Origin of the sequence: Thermoanaerobacter thermocopriae JCM 7501 (genome assembly GCF_001310975.1) — a bacterium.
Lineage (GTDB): Bacteria > Bacillota > Thermoanaerobacteria > Thermoanaerobacterales > Thermoanaerobacteraceae > Thermoanaerobacter > Thermoanaerobacter thermocopriae.
In genome coordinates this window covers 125,042-143,995 of record NZ_BAZY01000002.1, presented here as the reverse complement: position 1 = coordinate 143,995, position 18,954 = coordinate 125,042, and the positions used below count along the sequence as shown (strand labels likewise).

20 protein-coding genes, 4 pseudogenes and 1 riboswitch are annotated in these 18,954 nt (G+C 33.9%); of the genes and pseudogenes, 4 read left to right on the top strand and 20 right to left on the bottom strand.

Annotation, left to right across the window (positions count from 1 at the left end; genetic code table 11):
- A partial coding sequence (locus JCM7501_RS01660) for a Mu transposase domain-containing protein (RefSeq protein WP_409373519.1) occupies nucleotides 1-338 on the bottom strand: 338 nt, incomplete at its 3' end.
- Between the two features lie 372 nt (nucleotides 339-710).
- On the opposite strand from JCM7501_RS01660, the pseudogene JCM7501_RS12475 reads away from it, so the two are divergent.
- Nucleotides 711-1,147, top strand: a pseudogene (locus JCM7501_RS12475) (transposase); the annotation flags it as partial.
- A 154-nt stretch (nucleotides 1,148-1,301) separates the two neighbouring features.
- Here the strand turns inward: JCM7501_RS12475 and JCM7501_RS01655 are convergent.
- The 3 genes and pseudogenes from JCM7501_RS01655 to JCM7501_RS12855 form a co-directional block, all read right to left on the bottom strand.
- Nucleotides 1,302-1,946: pseudogene (locus JCM7501_RS01655) on the bottom strand (LuxR C-terminal-related transcriptional regulator); the annotation flags it as partial.
- A gap of 354 nt (nucleotides 1,947-2,300) precedes the next feature.
- The gene (locus JCM7501_RS01650) at nucleotides 2,301-2,639 is read right to left on the bottom strand and encodes a DUF1648 domain-containing protein (protein ID WP_012994517.1); all 339 of its coding nucleotides are present in this window, start codon (nucleotides 2,637-2,639) and stop codon (nucleotides 2,301-2,303) included.
- Between the two features lie 689 nt (nucleotides 2,640-3,328).
- Nucleotides 3,329-3,664, bottom strand: a complete 336-nt coding sequence (locus tag JCM7501_RS12855; RefSeq protein ID WP_154653777.1) for a hypothetical protein — start codon at nucleotides 3,662-3,664, stop codon at nucleotides 3,329-3,331.
- A 516-nt stretch (nucleotides 3,665-4,180) separates the two neighbouring features.
- On the opposite strand from JCM7501_RS12855, the gene JCM7501_RS01635 reads away from it, so the two are divergent.
- Entirely contained in the window at nucleotides 4,181-5,392 is a 1,212-nt protein-coding gene (locus JCM7501_RS01635) for an NADP-dependent isocitrate dehydrogenase (protein WP_013149822.1), read from the top strand.
- Between the two features lie 218 nt (nucleotides 5,393-5,610).
- Here JCM7501_RS01635 and JCM7501_RS01630 read toward each other — a convergent pair whose 3' ends face one another.
- The 5 genes and pseudogenes from JCM7501_RS01630 to hemL all read right to left on the bottom strand — a co-directional run bounded on the left by JCM7501_RS01630 (nucleotide 5,611) and on the right by hemL (nucleotide 10,032).
- Nucleotides 5,611-6,441 carry an energy-coupling factor ABC transporter ATP-binding protein gene (locus tag JCM7501_RS01630; protein ID WP_028991555.1) on the bottom strand — a complete coding sequence of 277 codons (831 nt, stop codon included), beginning with the start codon at nucleotides 6,439-6,441 and terminating at the stop codon, nucleotides 5,611-5,613.
- Nucleotides 6,442-6,444: 3 nt separating this feature from the next.
- Complete coding sequence (gene cbiQ / locus JCM7501_RS01625) at nucleotides 6,445-7,212, bottom strand: cobalt ECF transporter T component CbiQ (RefSeq protein WP_012994513.1); 768 nt, start codon at nucleotides 7,210-7,212, stop codon at nucleotides 6,445-6,447.
- Nucleotides 7,199-7,491 (bottom strand): annotated as a pseudogene (locus tag JCM7501_RS01620) (energy-coupling factor ABC transporter substrate-binding protein). The gene cbiQ and the pseudogene JCM7501_RS01620 overlap by 14 nt, the downstream one beginning before the upstream one ends.
- Nucleotides 7,488-8,231 carry an energy-coupling factor ABC transporter permease gene (locus JCM7501_RS01615; RefSeq protein WP_028991556.1) on the bottom strand — a complete coding sequence of 248 codons (744 nt, stop codon included), beginning with the start codon at nucleotides 8,229-8,231 and terminating at the stop codon, nucleotides 7,488-7,490. The pseudogene JCM7501_RS01620 and the gene JCM7501_RS01615 overlap by 4 nt, the downstream one beginning before the upstream one ends.
- Before the next feature lie 127 nt (nucleotides 8,232-8,358).
- Nucleotides 8,359-8,609, bottom strand: a riboswitch (cobalamin riboswitch).
- A gap of 127 nt (nucleotides 8,610-8,736) precedes the next feature.
- A pseudogene (gene hemL / locus JCM7501_RS01610) lies at nucleotides 8,737-10,032 on the bottom strand (glutamate-1-semialdehyde 2,1-aminomutase).
- Between the two features lie 123 nt (nucleotides 10,033-10,155).
- Between hemL and JCM7501_RS01605 the strand changes: the two are divergent.
- The gene (locus tag JCM7501_RS01605) at nucleotides 10,156-10,440 is read left to right on the top strand and encodes an AbrB/MazE/SpoVT family DNA-binding domain-containing protein (protein WP_003867142.1); all 285 of its coding nucleotides are present in this window, start codon (nucleotides 10,156-10,158) and stop codon (nucleotides 10,438-10,440) included.
- Nucleotides 10,421-10,822, top strand: coding sequence for a PIN domain-containing protein (locus JCM7501_RS01600; protein ID WP_003867143.1), 402 nt, complete (start codon nucleotides 10,421-10,423; stop codon nucleotides 10,820-10,822). Before JCM7501_RS01605 ends, JCM7501_RS01600 begins: the two co-directional genes overlap by 20 nt.
- Here the strand turns inward: JCM7501_RS01600 and JCM7501_RS01595 are convergent.
- From JCM7501_RS01595 to JCM7501_RS01550, 11 genes are read right to left on the bottom strand one after another with little or no spacing between them, the layout of a single operon-like run.
- Entirely contained in the window at nucleotides 10,814-11,386 is a 573-nt protein-coding gene (locus JCM7501_RS01595) for a precorrin-2 dehydrogenase/sirohydrochlorin ferrochelatase family protein (RefSeq protein ID WP_028991558.1), read from the bottom strand. The two genes, JCM7501_RS01600 and JCM7501_RS01595, sit on opposite strands and share 9 nt — an antisense overlap.
- A complete protein-coding gene (gene hemB, locus JCM7501_RS01590; protein ID WP_028991559.1) occupies nucleotides 11,368-12,342 on the bottom strand; it encodes a porphobilinogen synthase in 975 nt (324 codons plus the stop codon). The genes JCM7501_RS01595 and hemB overlap by 19 nt, the downstream gene beginning before the upstream one ends.
- A 17-nt stretch (nucleotides 12,343-12,359) precedes the next feature.
- Entirely contained in the window at nucleotides 12,360-13,853 is a 1,494-nt protein-coding gene (gene cobA / locus JCM7501_RS01585; RefSeq protein ID WP_028991560.1) for a uroporphyrinogen-III C-methyltransferase, read from the bottom strand.
- A complete protein-coding gene (gene hemC, locus JCM7501_RS01580; RefSeq protein WP_028991561.1) occupies nucleotides 13,853-14,752 on the bottom strand; it encodes a hydroxymethylbilane synthase in 900 nt (299 codons plus the stop codon). The genes cobA and hemC overlap by 1 nt, the downstream gene beginning before the upstream one ends.
- Before the next feature lie 15 nt (nucleotides 14,753-14,767).
- Nucleotides 14,768-15,955, bottom strand: a complete 1,188-nt coding sequence (gene hemA / locus JCM7501_RS01575; RefSeq protein WP_028991562.1) for a glutamyl-tRNA reductase — start codon at nucleotides 15,953-15,955, stop codon at nucleotides 14,768-14,770.
- Entirely contained in the window at nucleotides 15,942-16,529 is a 588-nt protein-coding gene (cobK, locus tag JCM7501_RS01570; RefSeq protein ID WP_304650782.1) for a precorrin-6A reductase, read from the bottom strand. The genes hemA and cobK overlap by 14 nt, the downstream gene beginning before the upstream one ends.
- Nucleotides 16,530-16,534: 5 nt before the next feature.
- A complete protein-coding gene (locus tag JCM7501_RS13590) occupies nucleotides 16,535-16,849 on the bottom strand; it encodes a cobalamin biosynthesis central domain-containing protein (protein ID WP_256200992.1) in 315 nt (104 codons plus the stop codon).
- Entirely contained in the window at nucleotides 16,828-17,283 is a 456-nt protein-coding gene (locus JCM7501_RS13585; protein WP_256200988.1) for a hypothetical protein, read from the bottom strand. Before JCM7501_RS13585 ends, JCM7501_RS13590 begins: the two co-directional genes overlap by 22 nt.
- Nucleotides 17,280-18,035 (bottom strand): precorrin-4 C(11)-methyltransferase, encoded by a 756-nt coding sequence (gene cobM / locus JCM7501_RS01560; protein ID WP_028991563.1) that lies wholly within the window; start codon nucleotides 18,033-18,035, stop codon nucleotides 17,280-17,282. The genes JCM7501_RS13585 and cobM overlap by 4 nt, the downstream gene beginning before the upstream one ends.
- A 2-nt stretch (nucleotides 18,036-18,037) precedes the next feature.
- Nucleotides 18,038-18,562, bottom strand: coding sequence for a precorrin-2 C(20)-methyltransferase (locus tag JCM7501_RS01555; protein WP_245599039.1), 525 nt, complete (start codon nucleotides 18,560-18,562; stop codon nucleotides 18,038-18,040).
- Nucleotides 18,559-18,945: a sirohydrochlorin chelatase gene (locus JCM7501_RS01550; RefSeq protein WP_028991565.1), complete on the bottom strand. Its 387-nt coding sequence runs from the start codon at nucleotides 18,943-18,945 to the stop codon at nucleotides 18,559-18,561. Before JCM7501_RS01550 ends, JCM7501_RS01555 begins: the two co-directional genes overlap by 4 nt.
- Nucleotides 18,946-18,954: the final 9 nt, after the last annotated feature.

Below are 18,954 nucleotides of genomic sequence, written 5' to 3'. Positions count from 1 at the left end.
TCGTTATTTTCTACAAATCTTAAGCTTTTTAAATCAAGAATTTCTTGTTTGTTTATGCTTGGTTTAAGATTATTTGTACATATTTGTTCAATATCTTCTCTATTTTTGATGAGATTTTCCATTAATTCTCTATAATGAGATTCATGATAGTTTACCTTTTTTATCACACTTAATATATGGACAGATATCAAATCTGTGTTAAAATATACATGTAACTCATTTTCTACTGTTTTAAGAGTTACAGTTTTATTTATATATTTTGGAGGGACTGAGTATCTACTCCCCTTGTAATATATCATAGAATCTTTATGGACAGTTGCTTTTTGCTCGAAGTTCATATAACTTTCTATGATATCATTACTTGGTAGCGGAGATAGATACTCCTTCTCTTTTTGGAATAATATTATCGTTTGTATTCCTGTCGATTGATTTGTGGATTGATTAACTTTTTTTGTTTATTTCATCAATTATCTTTAAATAGCCTTAAATATACTAATTTGACCTAATAGATTTTTCATTTTTGGTATCCCTCCTACAAACAGAAGGATACCAAATTTATGTACAAATTTGCACATTTTTATTTTCCACTTTTCGTACATTCTTATTTTATCATTTACAGCTATTACTCCTAAATTCTTTTATCTTTTATGTGGGATTTCCTCCCTTATTTGTCGAATTATTATATATACTTATAAAGAGGAAATCCTAACATGTATAAGCTTCAATTACTCTTAAATATACCTGAACTCTTTACTTCTCAGTCTAAAATTGATTTCTATTCTTCTATGTTTAAAAATCTAGACTTGTCTTCAATACCTGACTCCCCTTCCTCTAGCCCTGGCCGTAAGAGTTATTCTCATTGTGCAATGTTTAGAGCTTTTATTGTTATTAAGCTTTAAGATTCGGTACAATTTCTGACCTTTTAGATTATCTCACACAATAATCTTATCATTGCTCATCTTTGTGACTTTAACATCCTTAAACCTCTTTCTTCTTATTGACTTTCCGTCATTTTATTAATGACTTCTCTCATGATTATTTGACCTCTATTTTTCAAAATCAGGTCAATATCCTCAAAAATATGGGCATTATCTCCGGTAAGTTTATTTCCATGGATTCTACCCCTATATTAAAAAACATATTATTGTTTATATCCCTCCTAATCTACCAAACTTTTCTACAGATATTGTAACATACAAATTTTCCAATGTCTACTATACTTTAGTATAGTCTTTATTACATTTCCAGTTAATGTTTACATAATTAAGCAAAAAAACTATACTAAAGTATAGCCCCAAATTTTAGTCCATATCTATCAAGTTTAACTTAATCGCTTTTGCTACTGCCTCTTTGATATTTTTTACTTCAAGTTTTTCTACTATCTTTCTCTTGTGATACTTCACAGTCACAACTTCTATCCCAAGAGCTTCTGCTATGTCTAATCCTCTGTATCCCTTTGCCTCTAATGCCAGTATTTTTATCTGGCTGTCATTTAATTTTATCTTTATCTCATTTAGCTCTTTTTCTTTCAATGTCTTTTCATATTCAATTGCTATTTTCTCAACTAGCAGTTTTATTACCATTGATATTTCATCTGCAATTTTTTTATCAATAGTTGATATATCCACATAGCCTACTATTTCCCCATTTTCTACTATTATAGGTGAAGCAATGCAATGCCATTTTTTGAATATGTCACAGTAGTGCTCCTGAGGTCTTACATACACTATCCTCTTTAATCGCATTGCCATTGAAATTGCATTTGTCCCACAACTTTCTTCTCTAAAGGATACCCCCGGTTCAAAGCCGGAATCTTTTATACACTTTTTCTCTTTTGTATTGCATTTTACATCCAACAAATATCCTTCAATGTCAGTAAGCAAAAATAGATACTCACCTTTTACCCAATCCTCTTCTACACTCATATGAAAAGCTCTTATGAGTTTACAATATTTAGAGCAAAATTTGTGAAATTTGGAACGATAGTGTCATTTTGGAGAACGAAAATGCATTTTTTGCCTAATATCTTACAATTGGTAATTGTAAAAATTGCCTATTTTTATTATTTAATTTTATTCAATAGATTGCCAAAAAGATTGCAAATAATCTTCTTTAATCGGCTCCATTCTAAATAAAAGAGGGCTTTCCCACAAAACACAGATTGCCATTTATTATTTAAAAAGCTAGAAAGAATAAAAAATAAAAAAAATTCACCCTTGCAAAAAGGGTGTTAGTTTTTATCTTGAATGTTAATATCCTTTGAAATCTTAAAAAGAATCTTGAGAGTTGGCTGAAAATTTTCAAACACTACTTTGTTTTATAAAAAGGTAAATTAAAAAAATATCAAGAAATAGTAGAATAATGCCTCCTCCAATATCAAAAACGCCATGAAAAATTTGTTTTTTCCTTTTTGCTTGAGGATATTTAACCGCAATATAAGCAAAAAGCTGTAATACAGGGATAAAAAATATAAATTCTAATTTATTTATCCAATAGTTTATATTGCCAAATGCATCTTTTTGTAATGCTATATTATCAGGTAAATATTTATATACAGAAATATTGATAGCCAGTGTTAAAATTGGCAAGAGCCAACCAAATTTAAATAGATAATTATAAAATATCTTTTTTAGATGCATAAACTCACATCTTTTAAAATGCTTTTCAGCCTACTATAAAATAAACAAAATATTTATTTTAGAATCACCATAGGCATTACAGTTATAGCAACTACAGACATACAGACATAGGGACAGTGACCTGTCCGGAACTTTATTTTTTTCGCTTCATTTTTAACTCGTCCCTGGAATAGAAAGCTAAAATGAACATATTTACAATTGTACCATCATATGTAACTTAAAATATCATTTATATTGTTCCTTTGCTATACTTAGCATTTCATACCTTTTCTCAAAAATTGCATACTTTATTGTATTATATCATACTATTAAACAACTTACTGTTAAATGTTTGTTCATTTTCCAACTTTATTATTTTTCGGACAAGTTCCTGTCCCCTTGTCTTTGTCTAATTTTTTTCACTTACCATTTTATACCTTTTCCAATTTATAAAAGTATTAATACATAAAACTATAAAAAGTAGGAACAAAAGCCAATTTGTCATTGTAAGAATCTCACCAATTCGAGTAATATGTGAGCTTAAATAATCTAACTTTCGAGAAAGATGACTATCTAAAAATTGAATTGCACTTCCAATAATATTAAAATAGTATTCTTGAGACATAATTATTATCACCTTTCATTTTTTATTTATAAAAATAATACCTAGGAAGGTTCAAGTAGAACCTTCCTCTTTAATTATTCTACTATTAATATAGGCTGTAACGATATCCCAGCGATATACTTTTTCTTAAATAAAATGTACTGCCCTGTGTAGATGAAATACTAAATCCAGCGCCCTCTAAAAAATCAATTGAAAAGCTTCCTGTTGTAGATTCAGTTGTTGTTACCTTAATTGTGGCAGTCCCACTTGTTTCTATTTCTGTTGTGGGAAAACTGCCAGAAGTAGAAATTGTTACAGCATGAGTATTATCTAATTCCCAAGTTCCACTACTTTCCTCAGTCCAATAAGTTTCTAAAACACTATTTATTTGCCTAAAAGATCCAGTAGTATATACGCTTAAAACTGTGTATAGTCTTGACACTGCAGGTCCATCAGTGCGTTCTTTGTAAATTGTATGTATTGTAGTTGTATAAGGTGTAATAGATTGAATTGAAATTTCGTTTTTTGATTTAGCTGTATCAACTGATTCAACTTTTTCTCCATATGCCTCTAAAAGCTCGCCTGTACTTTTATCCCTGATTTCGACTCTTACAGAATTACCTTTTTCTATCCTTATATATACAATCTTTTATGTTATTTGCACCCAATACACTGAAAATTTTTTTCTTGCAATATTTTACATTGCTTATTGAGGTATTCACTATTCTTGCAATTTCATCGTCTACAAATATAAAGCCATAACCATTTAGCAAATTGGACTTAAATTTCTACTTGGCGTTTTATAATAAATAACTACTGTATTTAGGCCAAGTTGTGAAAGCTCAATTAATAGATATTGCAAAAAAGCCTCATATTCTATATAATAAAATCAAGTTATGATAAAAATTCGCAACAGTAAATTTTAAAAAATTTATTGTTATACAAAGGAGAGAAAAAAATGATAGGAAAAATTCAAATGAAAGTGCCCCTTGTTGAGATGGACGGGGATGAAATGACAAGAATCATATGGAAATTGATAAAAGAAATCCTGCTTGAGCCTTATATAGACCTTAAAACAGAATATTATGACCTTGGAATTAAAAACAGAGATGAAACAGAGGACCAAGTTACAATTGATGCAGCATATGCTATCAAAAAATACGGTGTGGGAGTAAAATGTGCAACAATCACCCCAAACGCCCAGAGAGTTGAAGAATACCATCTTAAAAAAATGTGGAAAAGTCCCAATGGTACAATCAGAGCAATACTTGACGGCACAGTTTTTCGTGCACCTATTATTGTAAGCAGCATTAAACCACTTGTAAAAACATGGAAAAAACCCATTACAATTGCAAGGCATGCATATGGAGATATCTATAAAGATGTAGAATATCGGATTGAAAATAGAGGGAAAGCAGAACTTGTTTTTACCTCTGAAACAGGTGAAGTATCAAGGCAAACAATACATGAATTTGAAGGTCCTGGCGTCATTCTTGGTATGCACAACACTGATGAATCGATAAAGAGTTTTGCAAGAGCATGTTTTAATTACGCCCTTGATACAAAGCAGGACTTGTGGTTCGCAACCAAAGATACCATATCAAAAACTTATGACCACAGATTTAAAGACATATTCCAGGAAATATATGAAAATGAATATAAAGAAAAGTTCGAAGAAGCAGGGATTGAATATTTTTACACCCTCATTGACGATGCAGTAGCTCGCATTATACGCTCTGAAGGCGGAATGATTTGGGCATGCAAAAATTATGACGGCGATGTGATGTCAGATATGGTAGCAACAGCATTTGGAAGCCTCGCCATGATGACTTCTGTACTGGTATCTCCTGATGGTAAATACGAATTTGAAGCAGCTCATGGAACAGTTACAAGGCATTATTATAAATACCTTAAAGGAGAAGAAACTTCTACAAATTCTATTGCTACAATTTTCGCATGGACAGGTGCTTTGAAAAAGAGAGGAGAACTTGACGGAATAGATTCCCTTGTAGATTTTGCAGATAAACTTGAAAAAGCATCTCTTCAAACAATTGAAAAAGGTATAATGACAAAAGATTTAGCAGCTCTCTCTGATTTGCCAAATAAAATTGTTGTAAATACAGAAAGTTTCCTCCTTGAAATTAAAAAGAATTTGGAAGAGATAATATAAAAGTAGTATGAGTCTTCCCAGGTAGGAGCGTGAGGGAGCTCTGTCGGCACTTTTATAACACTTTCAGCAAATGTTGCTGTAATGCCCCTAGTAGTAGAATAGGCGCTACCCATCCGTGTCAATGGAAGATGGCAGTGCTCTCGTTGGATATTTTACAGCTCTTCAGGACAAAAAGAAAATAAAATAGAAAAAGCTGCTGAGTTTTCAGCAGCTTTTTTCTATTTTATATACTTCTTTAATTCCTCTATATTTTTTGGTATATTGCTTCCACTTATAATTCCTTTTTCTTTTAAAATTTCATATATCTCTAAAAGCATAGGTTTTTTCAAATCACTTCGATCAAGTTCTTTTGCATTAGCAAAAACAACTTTGGGTTCGCCTTTTGCAACAACTTTTCCATTCTTCATGACATATATATAGTCAGCCCATGAATAAGCAAAGTCCACATCATGAGTTGATAAAATAATTGTCTTTCCCTTTTCAACCAATTTGTCAAATAAACCCATAATCTCTTGAACATGCTTAGGGTCTAAATAAACTGTTGGCTCATCCAATATAATAACTTCAGGCTCCATAACTATAATATCAGCTATTGAGACGCTTTTTTTCTGTCCATAGCTTAAAAAATGAGTGGGCTTGTCTTTTAAACCAATAATTCTCGTTTCTTTCATGGCGTTTTCAACTTTCTCTTTTACTATATTTTCTGGATAACCTAAGTTCATAGGGCCAAAAGAAATTTCTTGGTATACACTGGCAGAGAAAAGCTGTATGTCAGGATTTTGAAAAACAATACCAACGTTCTTTCTAAGTTTTACAAGTTCGCTATGACTGTAATTTATCTCTTCACCTTTGTATAATATTTTCCCTGATTTGGGTTTCAAAATCCCATTAAAGTGCAAAAACAGTGTTGTCTTGCCTGCACCGTTTGGACCTAAAACTGCAATCTTTTTACCTTCCTCTATCGACATATTTACTTCGTCCAAAGCTTTTGTGCCGTCACTGTACTCAAAAGTAATATCTATCGCTTCTAATATAAATTGCTCTTTCATAGTTCACCTTCTTAAAAGCATTGATGCACTTATTAAAATTAGTTCTATCAAAACAATAAATATTATATTTTTATAACAAAATTTGTAATCTTTGCTGAGGACTTTTATCTCTCCATTATAGCCTCTTGCCTCTAAAGCTACATATAAATCCTCTGAATTTTTGTAGGACTTAATAAAAAGAGAAGATATCAAAAGTCCTAAAGACCTATAGCCATTTTTTAATGTGGCATATCCCAACCTTGAATCCTGAGATATATAGATCTCATCAGCAGCTTGCATTAAAACAAATATAAACCTATAAATTAATTGAAGTAACTCTAAAAACAGTGATGGAATTTTCAATTTCTTTAAGATATTTATAATATCAACTACAGGAGTAGTAAGTACGAGAAAATACAAGCAAGACACTATTGCTAAAGCTCTAAAGAATAAAATAACAGCAGTATTAATGCCTTGTGCAGTAATTCCTAAAGTTACCCCAAAAATATTAAAGCTTATTAATGCAGCACTTTTATTTCCTATCACATTTATGATAAGTGTTATTATGCTTATTATCAAAAAAGAAAAGGGAATTAACATAAGCTTAATGTACACTTTTGCTGGAATTTTCGCTTTAAATACAGTTATCACAAATATCAAAATAATTACTGCAATATTTGTATAGGCATCAAATTCAAAGCATAAAATCATAGTCAAAAAAGCAAATAAAAGTTTTTCAACAGGATGTACATTGTACATCCTGTTGGTATAAGCATAACTATCTATTAGCATTTTTTCTCCCCTTCGCAACACCTATATAATATCCAAAAAGCCTGCACCAGTCGCAGCCTGTAAGGCAAACAAAAGGCTTTCAATTTCTCCACTTGGTGGTTCCCAAATTGGTTTAAACCATGGCTTGTAATTTTTGTCTACCTGAGCAATAGCTTCTGTCGCCCTGTCATCCGCACCAGCAAATTCAGCATTTTTAATAGAAACAAGTGGAAACACCACCAGTAAAATAACCAACAATCCTAATATCAAATTCTTCATTAAAAACTTTTTATCCTTCATATTGCCTTACCTTCTTTCTCTAAAACCTTAAGTTCAATGAGTTCTTCTTTACTGTAAGCAGTTAGCATATTGATTACAAGCACAGTTAAAAGCCCCTCCCTTATCGCCAAAGGTACCTGTGTCACTGCAAATATTCCCATGAATTTTAAAAATGAGGCTGTAAAGCCGCCTACTTCAGCAGGAAAAGCAATAGCAAGTTGGAAAGAGGTAGTCACATATGTAAGCAAATCCCCAATTGAAGCAGCTAAAAATACTGCAAGCCAATTTGGACCACCTGCTTTTTTTACCCCTTTAAATATATAATAGGAAGCAATTGGCCCCACTATGGCCATGGAAAATGTATTAGCGCCCAAAGTTGTTATGCCGCCATGAGCCAAAAGTAATGCCTGAAACAAAAGGACTATAAGGCCTAAAACGCTCATAGCAAAAGGTCCAAAGAGTATAGCTCCAAGTCCTACACCGGTTGGATGCGAACAACTTCCTGTAACTGAAGGGATTTTAAGTGCTGAAAGAACAAATGCAAAAGCACCTGCAAAACCTAAAAGCATCTTAAGTTTTGGATTCTCCTTTACTTTTTTGTTTATCGCTATAAGTCCTATAACCACAAAAGGTAAAGAAACTATATTCCATATTATACACCATTTAAGAGGAAGGAAACCTTCCATTATATGCATTGAATATGCAATTTGTGGAGCTATCAAAAATAATGCAAATGCTACAAGCAACATACACCTTTTCATCACACACACACACCTCTTTTTGTAAAATTTAAGTAAAAATAAAACCTCTTAACTTACCAACGGCGTTAAGAGGTAAAAAAACACATACTTATCCCTTTATAACACCCCCTCTATCGACCGTAGAGTAAGTGTGTCACAAATACAGGCAGGTCTCCTGACTTAGGTTCATCGCTCTTTACGCCTTCCCATCCGTCACTCAGCGGAGCATGTTTTTATACGAAATATAATTTGTTAAATTCGTGCTCCGCTGAGTGACAGACAGTGGCATAATGTAAAGAGCTCACCATCACAGTGGCGGGACCGTGCAGGATTTTCACCTGCTTCCCTTTTAACCCAATTTTGATTCCAAAATTGGGCACCTGTATTTGCATGTTATTCAATTCTTCCTTTAAATAAAGGATATCATTTTATAAATAGGTCGTCAATAAAAGGCAAGAATTCTATCTGTGCTAAGATTTTGTAGATAACTCATTCAGTTTGACATTTTGCACAAACCGAAATGCCTTTATTCTAATTGCTGACTTATAATTTTCGCCACTTCAAAACTTGTTTCAATCGTTTTTTCAATGTCATCATCTGTGTGAGCAGTTGACAAAAAGAAGGTTTCAAATTGTGAAGGCGGCATGTATATTCCTCTTTTAAGCATCTCTCTAAAATATTTAGCGTATAAAGTAGTATTCGATTTTAGTGCAGAATCATAGTCATGCACACTCTCTTTATTAAAAAACATACACATCATGCTGCCTATTCTATTTATTGTAACATCAATTCCATTTTGAACCATGCTCTCTTTTAACCCATTACATAGTTTTTCTGCTTTTTTATCTAATTCTTCATAAAGGGTCGGATCCTCAGATAATTTTTAAAGTCTCAAATCCTGCTGCCATTGCAAGAGGGTTACCAGACAAAGTCCCTGCTTGATACACCGGTCCATCAGGAGAAACCATTCTCATAATCTCTTCTCTTCCTCCATAGGCACCAACAGGAAGACCTCCACCAATAATTTTACCAAGTGTGGTAATGTCAGGCATAACATTGTAAAATCCTTGTGCCCCCGAATAAGACACTCTAAAGCCTGTCATCACTTCATCAAAAATTAAAAGTGCACCATACTTTGTAGTAATCTCTCTTAATCCTTTTAAAAAATTTTCCTCAGGTAAAACAGTACCCATATTCCCAGCAACAGGCTCTACAATGACAGCAGCAATATTTTCCCCATAAGCTTTAAAAATATTTTCTACCATATTGATGTCATTGTATCTCGCTATAATCGTATCTTTCGCTACCTCCTTTGTCACACCTTTCGAATCAGGTGCCCCAAAAGTAAGTGCACCTGACCCTGCTTTTATAAGCAGGCTGTCAGAATGCCCGTGATAACATCCTTCAAATTTTACAATGATGTCTCTGCCCGTATATCCCCTTGCCAATCTTATAGCACTCATAGTGGCTTCTGTGCCTGAATTTACCATTCTGACAACTTCTACAGATGGAACAGCCTCAATTACTTTTTCTGCCATCTTAACTTCTAACTCTGTGCAGGCTCCAAAACTGGTCAAGTTGTGCCTGCTTTTTAATAGCTTCTACCACCTGTGGATGTGAATGCCCAAGTATTAGCGGTCCCCATGAAAGAACGTAGTCTATGTATTCATTGCCATCTTCATCCCAAATATGACTTCCTTGCCCCTTTTTTATAAAAACAGGAGTAGCTCCTACTGATTTAAAAGCTTACAGGGCTATTGACACCACCCGGCATAAGTTTTTTAGCCTTTTCAAAAAGCTTTTGCGATTTATCAGTTTTCACAGAATCACCTCTTCCTAAATTTTTATCATTCTCTGTTTAAATTTCATGAATAAATCATAAGTAATTGAAAAATAATAAATCATGTATTATAATCTAAGTAAAAGATATGTGGAGGTGAAAAAAATGATACATGCTACGTCTACAATTACAGGCAAAGGGCAAATTCAATTGCCTGCAGAAATCAGAAAAGCAATTGGCGCTGATATAGGAGATAACGTCATCTTCATAGTACAAGACAACAAAGAAATAGTGTTGAAATTAATAAAAAAGAAAAAGCTTTCACAATTAGGTGGAACGTTAAAATCTCAAGTAAAATTCAAAAGCATTGATGAAGAAACAGAAAATACAAAAGAAATTTGGGTAAATAAAAGAGTAAGGAGAAATAACAATGGAGAAAATATGGATTGACGCCAATGTCATTTTGAGATACCTTTTAAAGGACAATGAAGAATTTTATGCAAAAGCGTATGAAATTATGAAAAAAGCGGACAGCGGAGAATTAAAACTTCTCGTATCTCCTCTCACTATTGCAGAAGTAGTATGGACACTTGAGTCTTTCTACAAGATATCAAAGGATCAAATATCTGATACGCTTATTACCTTTATATGTTCTGAAGCTGTGGAAGCAGAAGAACGGGACACATTAATTCTATCTCTAAACAGCTATAAAGAAAATAATGTTGATTTTATTGATGCGTATATAGCTGCCCACGCAATAAATTCAGGAAACAAAAAAGTATTTACTTTTGATAAAAAACATTTCTCAAGGCTTAACGTAGAATTATTTTAACAGCCCGCTTTTTTCAATAATTTTTCTGTAAATAGCCATTTTCTCTTCTTCAGCAAAATCTTTTTCCTTTAATTCCATCCTCTTCTGATATAGTTTTTGTAATAGTTTTTCATAGTCATCATTGAAAATTGACTCCAATTTTTCTTTTATCATTCTCGAAAGAAGTGGACTTTTGCCACTTGTAGATATAGAAATAATTAAGTCTCCCCTTTTTACAATGGCAGGTACAATAAAAGAAGAAAGGTCTTTATCATCAACCACATTTACAAGCACATTGTATTTTTCTCCATCTGACGCCACAAGTTTATTTACCTTCTCATCATCTGTAGCAGCAATCGCAACAAAAAATCCCCTTACATCCCCTTGTCGATACTCACGTCTTATAAGTTCCACCTTTTCTTTTGCTGCAAGCTCAATTATTCCTTCATCAAAGGAAGGAGAAATGGCAGTAACTAAAGCTTCTCCTTCAACAAAAGATAAAATTTTTCTAAGAGCAACTTTGCCACCCCCTACAACAAGGCATTTTTTGTTTTTTATATTAAGCATTACAGGGTAATAAGCCATTTTGCAACATCCTTTGCAAAGTAGGTTATAACTATGTCTGCCCCTGCTCTTTTAATTGAAGTGAGTATTTCTAAGACTGTAGATTTTTCATCAATCCAACCCATCTTAGCTGCCGCCTTTACCATTGAATATTCTCCACTTACATTATAAGCAGCAATAGGAATGTTGAAATTATCCTTTACCCGCCTTATAATATCAAGATAAGAAAGTGCAGGTTTTACCATGACAATATCTGCTCCTTCTTCAATGTCAAGAGCTATTTCTCTTAAAGCTTCATTGGAGTTTCCATAGTCCATTTGATAAGACTTTCTATCGCCAAATTGTGGGAAAGAATTTGCTGCTTCCCTAAAAGGTCCATAAAAAGAGGAAGCGTATTTAGCACTGTAAGCCATAATAGGTGTATTTACAAATCCTTTACTATCTAAAAGCTTTCTTATGGCAGCTACTCTTCCATCCATCATGTCAGAAGGCGCTACAATATCCGCCCCTGCCTCAACATGGGACAAGGCTATTTTAGCTATGTAGTCTACTGTTTTGTCATTTAGAACTTGGCCATTTTCAACAATACCACAGTGTCCATGAGTTGTATACCCACACATACACACATCTGTTATTACCACAATTTCAGGCACTTTTTCTTTTATTTCTCTCACCGCTTTTTGAACGATACCTTCCTCACTATAAGCCTCTGACCCCAATTCATCTTTATATGAAGGCACACCAAAAAGTAAAATAGCAGGAATTCCAAGGTCACGCACTTCTTTAACTTCTTCTACAAGCAAATCTATAGAAAAATGGTAAACACCCGGCATTGAATCTATCTCTTCTTTTATATTATCTCCTGGCACAACAAAAAGAGGATATATAAGGTCACCTACATCTAAAGAAGTTTCTCGTATCATCTCCCTTAAAATGCTGTTCATCCTAAGCCTTCTTGGCCTTTTTACCAAATTCATTTTATCTTCTCTCCCCTTTATAGACTCTGATGATTTTTTAATATTTCTTCAATAAGTTTTTCCGTTGTGTATTCACTTGGCATTATGTCTACATCAAATCCTTTATCCTCTATAGCTTTCTTTGTTACAGGTCCTATTGCAGCTATTTTAGAGTTTTTTAGATGATTTATTTCCTCTCCTATTAATTGATGCATATAATTAAAAGTCGAGGAGCTTGTAAATACAGCAATATCTACTCCTTTGCGGAGTTCACTTATAAGATTTCCCTTTATTTCATAATTTGGTTCATTTTTATATGCGACAATTTTTTGTACGTTAGCACAATTTCCTAGACTTTCCAGCAATATATCCCCACCTATCTGGGAAGTCAAAAGCGCTATGTTTTTTCCTTCCACATGTTTTTTAAGTGCATTTGCCAAAGAGTATGAAGTATATTCCTCAGGAATTATATCTGGATATATAAAAATATTTTCTAAAGCTTCCGCAGTCTTACTCCCTATCGCTACTACTTTAATACTTAAATTTCTTAAATCAAACCTTTTTTCTCTGGAAGCTTCAATAAAACTCCAAACGCCATTTACACTTGTAAATACAGCATAGTCGAATTTGTGTATTTCTTCTAAAAACTTTACTATATTATCTAAAAACGGCGTGATTTTAATAGTAGGACAAACAACAACATCTGCTCCCTCTTCGCTCAAAATTTTTTTCATCTGCTGTGACTGTTCATAGGTCCTTGTAAGCAAAATCCTTTTTCCAAAAAGCTTTTTGTTTTCGTACCATTTTAATCTATCCCTTAATGTTACAACATCTCCTACAGCAAAAACTCCCGGATTCTTTATTCCTTCTTTTCGGACGAGACTTGGAATATCAATGAGTTTCCCAGTTACAACTTTTTGCTCTGGAGTAGTGCCCTCCATTACTACTGCTGCTGGTGTATGAGGATCTTTGCCGTAATTGAGAAGTTTTTGCACAATTTTTTCTATATTTTTTATCCCCATGAGAAATACAAGTGTCCCCTCGAGTTTTGATATGACCTCCCAATCGAGGTTTTTATCTTTTCCTTCCCGTTCATGACCCGTTATTACATGAAATGAAGAGCTTAAATCTCTATGAGTTACAGGAATTCCTGCATAGGATAGGACAGCCACTGCAGATGTTATGCCTGGCACTACCTCATAAGGTATTCTTTTTTGTGAAAGGTATTCAGCCTCTTCGCCACCTCTTCCGAATACAAATGGGTCTCCTCCTTTAATTCTCGCTACTTTCTTGCCAGAAAGGGCCTTTTTCGCAATTATTTCGTTTATTTTACTTTGAGGTACTTTGTGATTATCCGGAAACTTTCCAACATCAATAAGCTCTGCATCCTTTTTTGCCATTTTTAAAATATCTTCATTAATGAGCCTATCATACACCAGCACATCTGCATTTTTTATTAGTTCGACTGCTCTCAATGTTAAAAGCCCAATATCTCCAGGTCCTGCTCCGATCAAATATACAATCCCTGACATCATATACCTCCAAATTCTTCAATAAGCTTTTCTATCATTTTATCGGTTTCTTCAATTAAGCCAGTCACTTCACTTTTTAAAAGTTTATCCTCTTTTTGATAAACAACTTTTATGTTTATTTTCTCTTCGTCTCTCTCTTTTCTGTATTGGGCATAGGCACCAAAAGGCTGTCTACAATTAACTCCAAAAGCTTTTAGAAGTTCCCTTTCAACAGAAGCCTCAAAAAATGTTCTTCTATCAACAATGTAGGAATAAAACTCTTGAAATATATTATCAAAACTTTCTGCAATTTCTACTGCAAGAATTCCCTGACAAGGTGCTGGTACAACTACATCAGGTGGAAAATACTCAGTAATAACATTCTCCAATCCTAACCTGTGCAAACCCGCCGCTGACAAAACAATGCCGTCAAGGTTTAGTTCTTCCATTTTTTTGAGCCTCGTCCTCACATTACCTCTTATTGGAACAATCTGTATGTCTGGCTTTAAAGCTTTAAGCTGCACTTGCCTTCTTAAACTGCTGGTCCCAATTTTAGCCCCTTCTTTTAAATCCATAAATTGCGTACCATCTCTTGAAACAAACACATCCTTTGGGTCTTCTCTTTTTAAAACTGCCATGAGTTTGAGCCCTTTAGGTATTTCATAAGGCATGTCCTTCATGCTGTGGACTGCCATGTCAATTTCGCCTTTGAGCAATGCACTTTCTATTTCTTTTACAAAAACCCCTTTTCCCCCTATTTCACTAACAGGTTTGTCAATTAATGCATCCCCTTGTGTGGTTATCTTTACTATTTCAAATTCAAAATCCTGCCTAAACTTTTTTATTTCATTTATAACCATTGCAGTTTGCTTTAAAGCCAATTCACTTGACCTTGTGCCGACTTTTATAACTTTTTTCATCTTTACCTCCAGATTCTAATAGGCGTTTTCTTTAAGGTACGTTATCATTTTATTAGCCATTTTGTTTGCAACTCTTTTCAAAGCGATTTTTATATTTTCCTTGTCTTTTTCAGATACGTCAGTCAATTTATTTACAATTCTTTGAAATTCTGTGTTATAAACTTCACTGGCATATCTACTTACTTCTTTTATATAAGGCTCTATTTCAAGTGTTTTGTACCATTTTTCAAATTTATCCGCTTCCTCTTTCACCATTTTTTCAATAACGGGAATGAGTAAAAGCCTCTCTTTTTTGTTTTCCTCCGCTGTCTTTTTTAAATCGTCAATAGTATAAAGACTTACCCCTTCTATTTGTCCTATTCTTGGGTCTATATCCCTAGGAAGAGCTATATCTACCATGCAAATTTTTCTTCCATTGTAAACTTCTTTAAACTTTTCATAACTTATCGTATAATGAGGAGCATTTGTGGCACTTATTACAATATCACTACTGGCAATGTAAAGATATTTTTGTTCATAAGGCACAACATGTATCTCTGGAATTTGCTCCTTTAATTGGATAGCTTTTGAAAAAGTCCTGTTTGTAACAAATACATCAGCACCCTTATCTATGAGATTTTTCATAGCATTTTGCCCCATCTCGCCAAGACCTATCACAAAAGCCTTTTTGCCTTTTATATCCTCAAATACTTCTTGAACAAATTTAACTGCAATATAGCTTATAGACAAAGCCAGATCTTTTATACCCGTATCTGTACGAGCTTTTTTCCCAAGAGTTACTGCATCTCTAAAGAGTTTAAAAAGTATCTTTCCGGAAGAGTTGAAAGTCTGTGCGGTATCTATAGCCTCCTTCACCTGTGACAATATTTGGTCTTCACCTACTACCATAGATTCAAGTCCACAGGCAACTCTAAAAATGTGTTCCACTGCATCAAGTCCGTAAATTTGCCTTAAATATTTTATGAAATCTTCTTTTAAGCCAAAGTAATTTATGAAAAAATCTTTTACTTCATCCGTGGATATTTTTTGTGAATAGAAGTAAATTTCACTTCTGTGACAGGTGGAAAGTATTACAACCTCCTCCAGTCCCAACTCTTTTAATTTTATTAATGCCTCTCCAATATCTTTAAAAGAAACTTTTTCTCTCAATTCTAAAGGAGTATCCTTATCTACTCCCACCATCTTAATATTATTTATGTCCACTTTTTGTCACCTCATTTATGAGACTATCAACATCTGTTACTACAACAGGATAATTTATATCAGGCCTTTTTATTAAAATTACAGGAATACCTAGCATTTTAGCAGCTTCAAATTTTTCTAATACTCCTCCCACAATGCCACTTTCTTTTGTTACAATTACTTCTGCATTCCTTTCTTTAAACATTTGATAATTAAGATCTTTGGTAAAAGGGCCCTCCATCGCTATTATATCTTTGGGTTTTAATCCTAAATCTTCACACTTTTTTATGACGCTACTTAAAGGAAGCACTCTTGCCGTCACCTTTTTTCCTATTTCCCAGAGAACCCTAAATTTTTCGAGGTTTTTACTACCTACAGTCAAAAAAATGCTGTCGTATTTTTTACATTCTTCTGCTGCCTCTTCAAAACTTTTAACTACAATGGCATTGTAGTAATATAGACTTTCTCTTTCATACCTTATATACTTGATACCAGTTTTGTTACAGGCATTTATAGCATTTATGCTTACATCTTTTGCAAAAGGATAAGTTGCATCAACTACAATGTCCATGTTGTTTTTATAAATAAAATCAATGAGGCTTAGTTCATCCAGTGCCCCTTTGTGAACTTTAATTCCCCCACTAAGAGGAACAAATTCTCAAAAGCTATTCCTTTTTTGCATCCTAAACCAATAACTATATTTTTAGGCCTTAATATGACATAAGGTTTTCCTAACGGTTTTTTTATTTCTTTGTCAGTTATGTAAACAAAAGCGTCAACTTGACGGTCATCTCTGTTTTTTACATAATCTTTTAGCATAGGTATTTTCTTTGCATCTTCATCAAGAATAAAACGTACATTTTCTCCATTTACAAAGGCAGCGCTAACCTTTTTTAAATCTTCTTTATTTTCAATTTGGTACCCGTAGTCCTTAGCAATAACGTCAAGGATATGACTCCCTCTACATCTGTTGCAGTTGTTATGACAGGCTGCGCTCCAATTATAGAAGCCACTTTGAGCGCAAGTCTGTTTGCACCTCCCACATGTCCGGACAAAAGGCTTATGGCAAACTTCCCTTTTTCGTCTACTACCACAACAGCAGGGTCAGTAAATTTATCCTTCACAACCCCTGCAATTGCCCTTACCACAATCCCTGTAGCCATTACAAAGACCAACCCTTGATATTTTCTGAATATTTTATGGACAAAGTCTATAAAATCTCCTTCTATTGCGTAACCTTCAGGGGTTGTGTATTTTTCTTTTACATACACATCCCCTTTTAATTTTGTGCCAATCTCATTCGCCAACTTTGATGCGTTTTTTGTAAGAGCGATTATCGCTATTCTCATAAATCTTCCTTCTTCCTGAAGCTATGAGAAAATTCCTTATCATAAAGCTTTGAATAAGACTTTACATCTTTTAAAAAATCTCCTACAAGTATCATAGCTGTTTTATTTATTCCCTTTGATTTGACCTTTTGTGAAATGTCCTTGAGAGTACCTGTAACAATCACTTGGTCTTCCCAAGTAGCTTTGTACACAACTGCTACAGGTGTAGTCTCTTCATAACCCTCTTTCAACTCTAAAACAACTTTGTCAATGTCCTGCACGCTTAAAAATATCGCCATTGTAGCTTTGTGGCGGGATAAATCTTTTAAGTCTTCTTTTGGAGGTACTTTTGTCCTTCCGCCTATTCGTGTTATAATAACCGTCTGGGTTATTTCAGGAATCGTCAGCTCTTTTTTCAAAACTGCCGCTGCTGCCAAAAAAGAACTAACACCGGGAATTACTTCATAATCTATATTTTCTTCTTCCAGCCTCACAATCTGTTCATGTATGGCACCGTAAATAGCAGGGTCTCCTGTGTGTATTCTCGCTACATCTTTCCCCTCATTATAAGATTTTACCATAAGCTCAATTATTTCATCAAGGTTCATTAAAGCGCTATCGTAAATTTCAGCCTCTGGTTTTGCGTATTTCAATATCTCTTTATTGACAAGTGACCCTGCGTATATGATGACATCACAAGCCTGTATTATTTTCATCCCTTTTAATGTTATAAGTTCAGGGTCTCCTGGTCCTGCACCAATAAAATAAATCACGGCTACTTCACCTTCTTTGCAATAATGAGTGACAAATAATCTATCTTTTTCCCTATATATCTATCAAGGTCGTAGGATATTTTTTCCTCTTTATGGCCGCACTTTATCACAAGGTATCCTTTGAAGCTTTTTTCTTTTAGAAGATTTACTATTTCCTCGTATCTTCTCGAAATTTTCATTAATACCACGTTATCAAACATACCAAGAACTTTTGAAATTTCCGTCACATCTCCTGATGAAATCACTGCAAAAGTCTCGTTTCCCTCCGCAATTGGGATATTTAACCTTGAGGCGGCTGCACTATAGGAGGTAATTCCAGGAATCGTCTCTACTTCGTAATCCTCAATTCCCTTTAAAATGTATATGTAGGTACTGTAAATCATGGGGTCTCCTATTGTTATAAAAGCTACGTCTTTCCCCTCATCAAGCAACTCTTTGATTTTTTTAACATTTTCTTCCCACTTTGTTTTGAGGTCTTCTTTTGAGTAGGTCATGGGAAATTCCATAAATACTACATCGCCTTTTATATAAGGCTTTGCAATCTCATAAGCAATACTTCCTTCTCCTTTGCTTGTGGGCCTACGATCCTGTCATCATACCCTATAGACTTTGCAAACTTAATCTTTAAACCCGGATATTTTTCTTTTTCTTTTCCAAAAACCTCAGGTATATCATGTAACACATGGTTTCCTTCAAATAAAAACATAGGAACTGCTATGATATCGTAAATTCCTTCTTCGACAAATTCTCTTATGGAAGTAGATATATCAGGCTCGTTAAATTCCATAAAACCTGCCTTTACATCTTTGGTATTTTTTGGGCTCTTTATTTTTTCTACAACCATAGTAACTACATCTTTAGTCTCTTCAACACGACTTCCATGTGCTATTATTAATAATCCTTTTCCCATAAAAATCTC

Coding starts and splice junctions, on each gene's coding strand:
- JCM7501_RS01650 (WP_012994517.1), bottom strand. CDS start 2,639: ATGCATCTAAAAAAGATATTTTATAATTATCTATTTAAATTTGGTTGG.
- JCM7501_RS01635 (WP_013149822.1), top strand. CDS start 4,181: ATGATAGGAAAAATTCAAATGAAAGTGCCCCTTGTTGAGATGGACGGG.
- JCM7501_RS01630 (WP_028991555.1), bottom strand. CDS start 6,441: ATGAAAGAGCAATTTATATTAGAAGCGATAGATATTACTTTTGAGTAC.
- cbiQ (WP_012994513.1), bottom strand. CDS start 7,212: ATGCTAATAGATAGTTATGCTTATACCAACAGGATGTACAATGTACAT.
- JCM7501_RS01615 (WP_028991556.1), bottom strand. CDS start 8,231: ATGAAAAGGTGTATGTTGCTTGTAGCATTTGCATTATTTTTGATAGCT.
- JCM7501_RS01605 (WP_003867142.1), top strand. CDS start 10,156: ATGATACATGCTACGTCTACAATTACAGGCAAAGGGCAAATTCAATTG.
- JCM7501_RS01600 (WP_003867143.1), top strand. CDS start 10,421: ATGGAGAAAATATGGATTGACGCCAATGTCATTTTGAGATACCTTTTA.
- JCM7501_RS01595 (WP_028991558.1), bottom strand. CDS start 11,386: ATGGCTTATTACCCTGTAATGCTTAATATAAAAAACAAAAAATGCCTT.
- hemB (WP_028991559.1), bottom strand. CDS start 12,342: ATGAATTTGGTAAAAAGGCCAAGAAGGCTTAGGATGAACAGCATTTTA.
- cobA (WP_028991560.1), bottom strand. CDS start 13,853: ATGTCAGGGATTGTATATTTGATCGGAGCAGGACCTGGAGATATTGGG.
- hemC (WP_028991561.1), bottom strand. CDS start 14,752: ATGAAAAAAGTTATAAAAGTCGGCACAAGGTCAAGTGAATTGGCTTTA.
- JCM7501_RS13585 (WP_256200988.1), bottom strand. CDS start 17,283: ATGAGAATAGCGATAATCGCTCTTACAAAAAACGCATCAAAGTTGGCG.
- JCM7501_RS01550 (WP_028991565.1), bottom strand. CDS start 18,945: ATGGGAAAAGGATTATTAATAATAGCACATGGAAGTCGTGTTGAAGAG.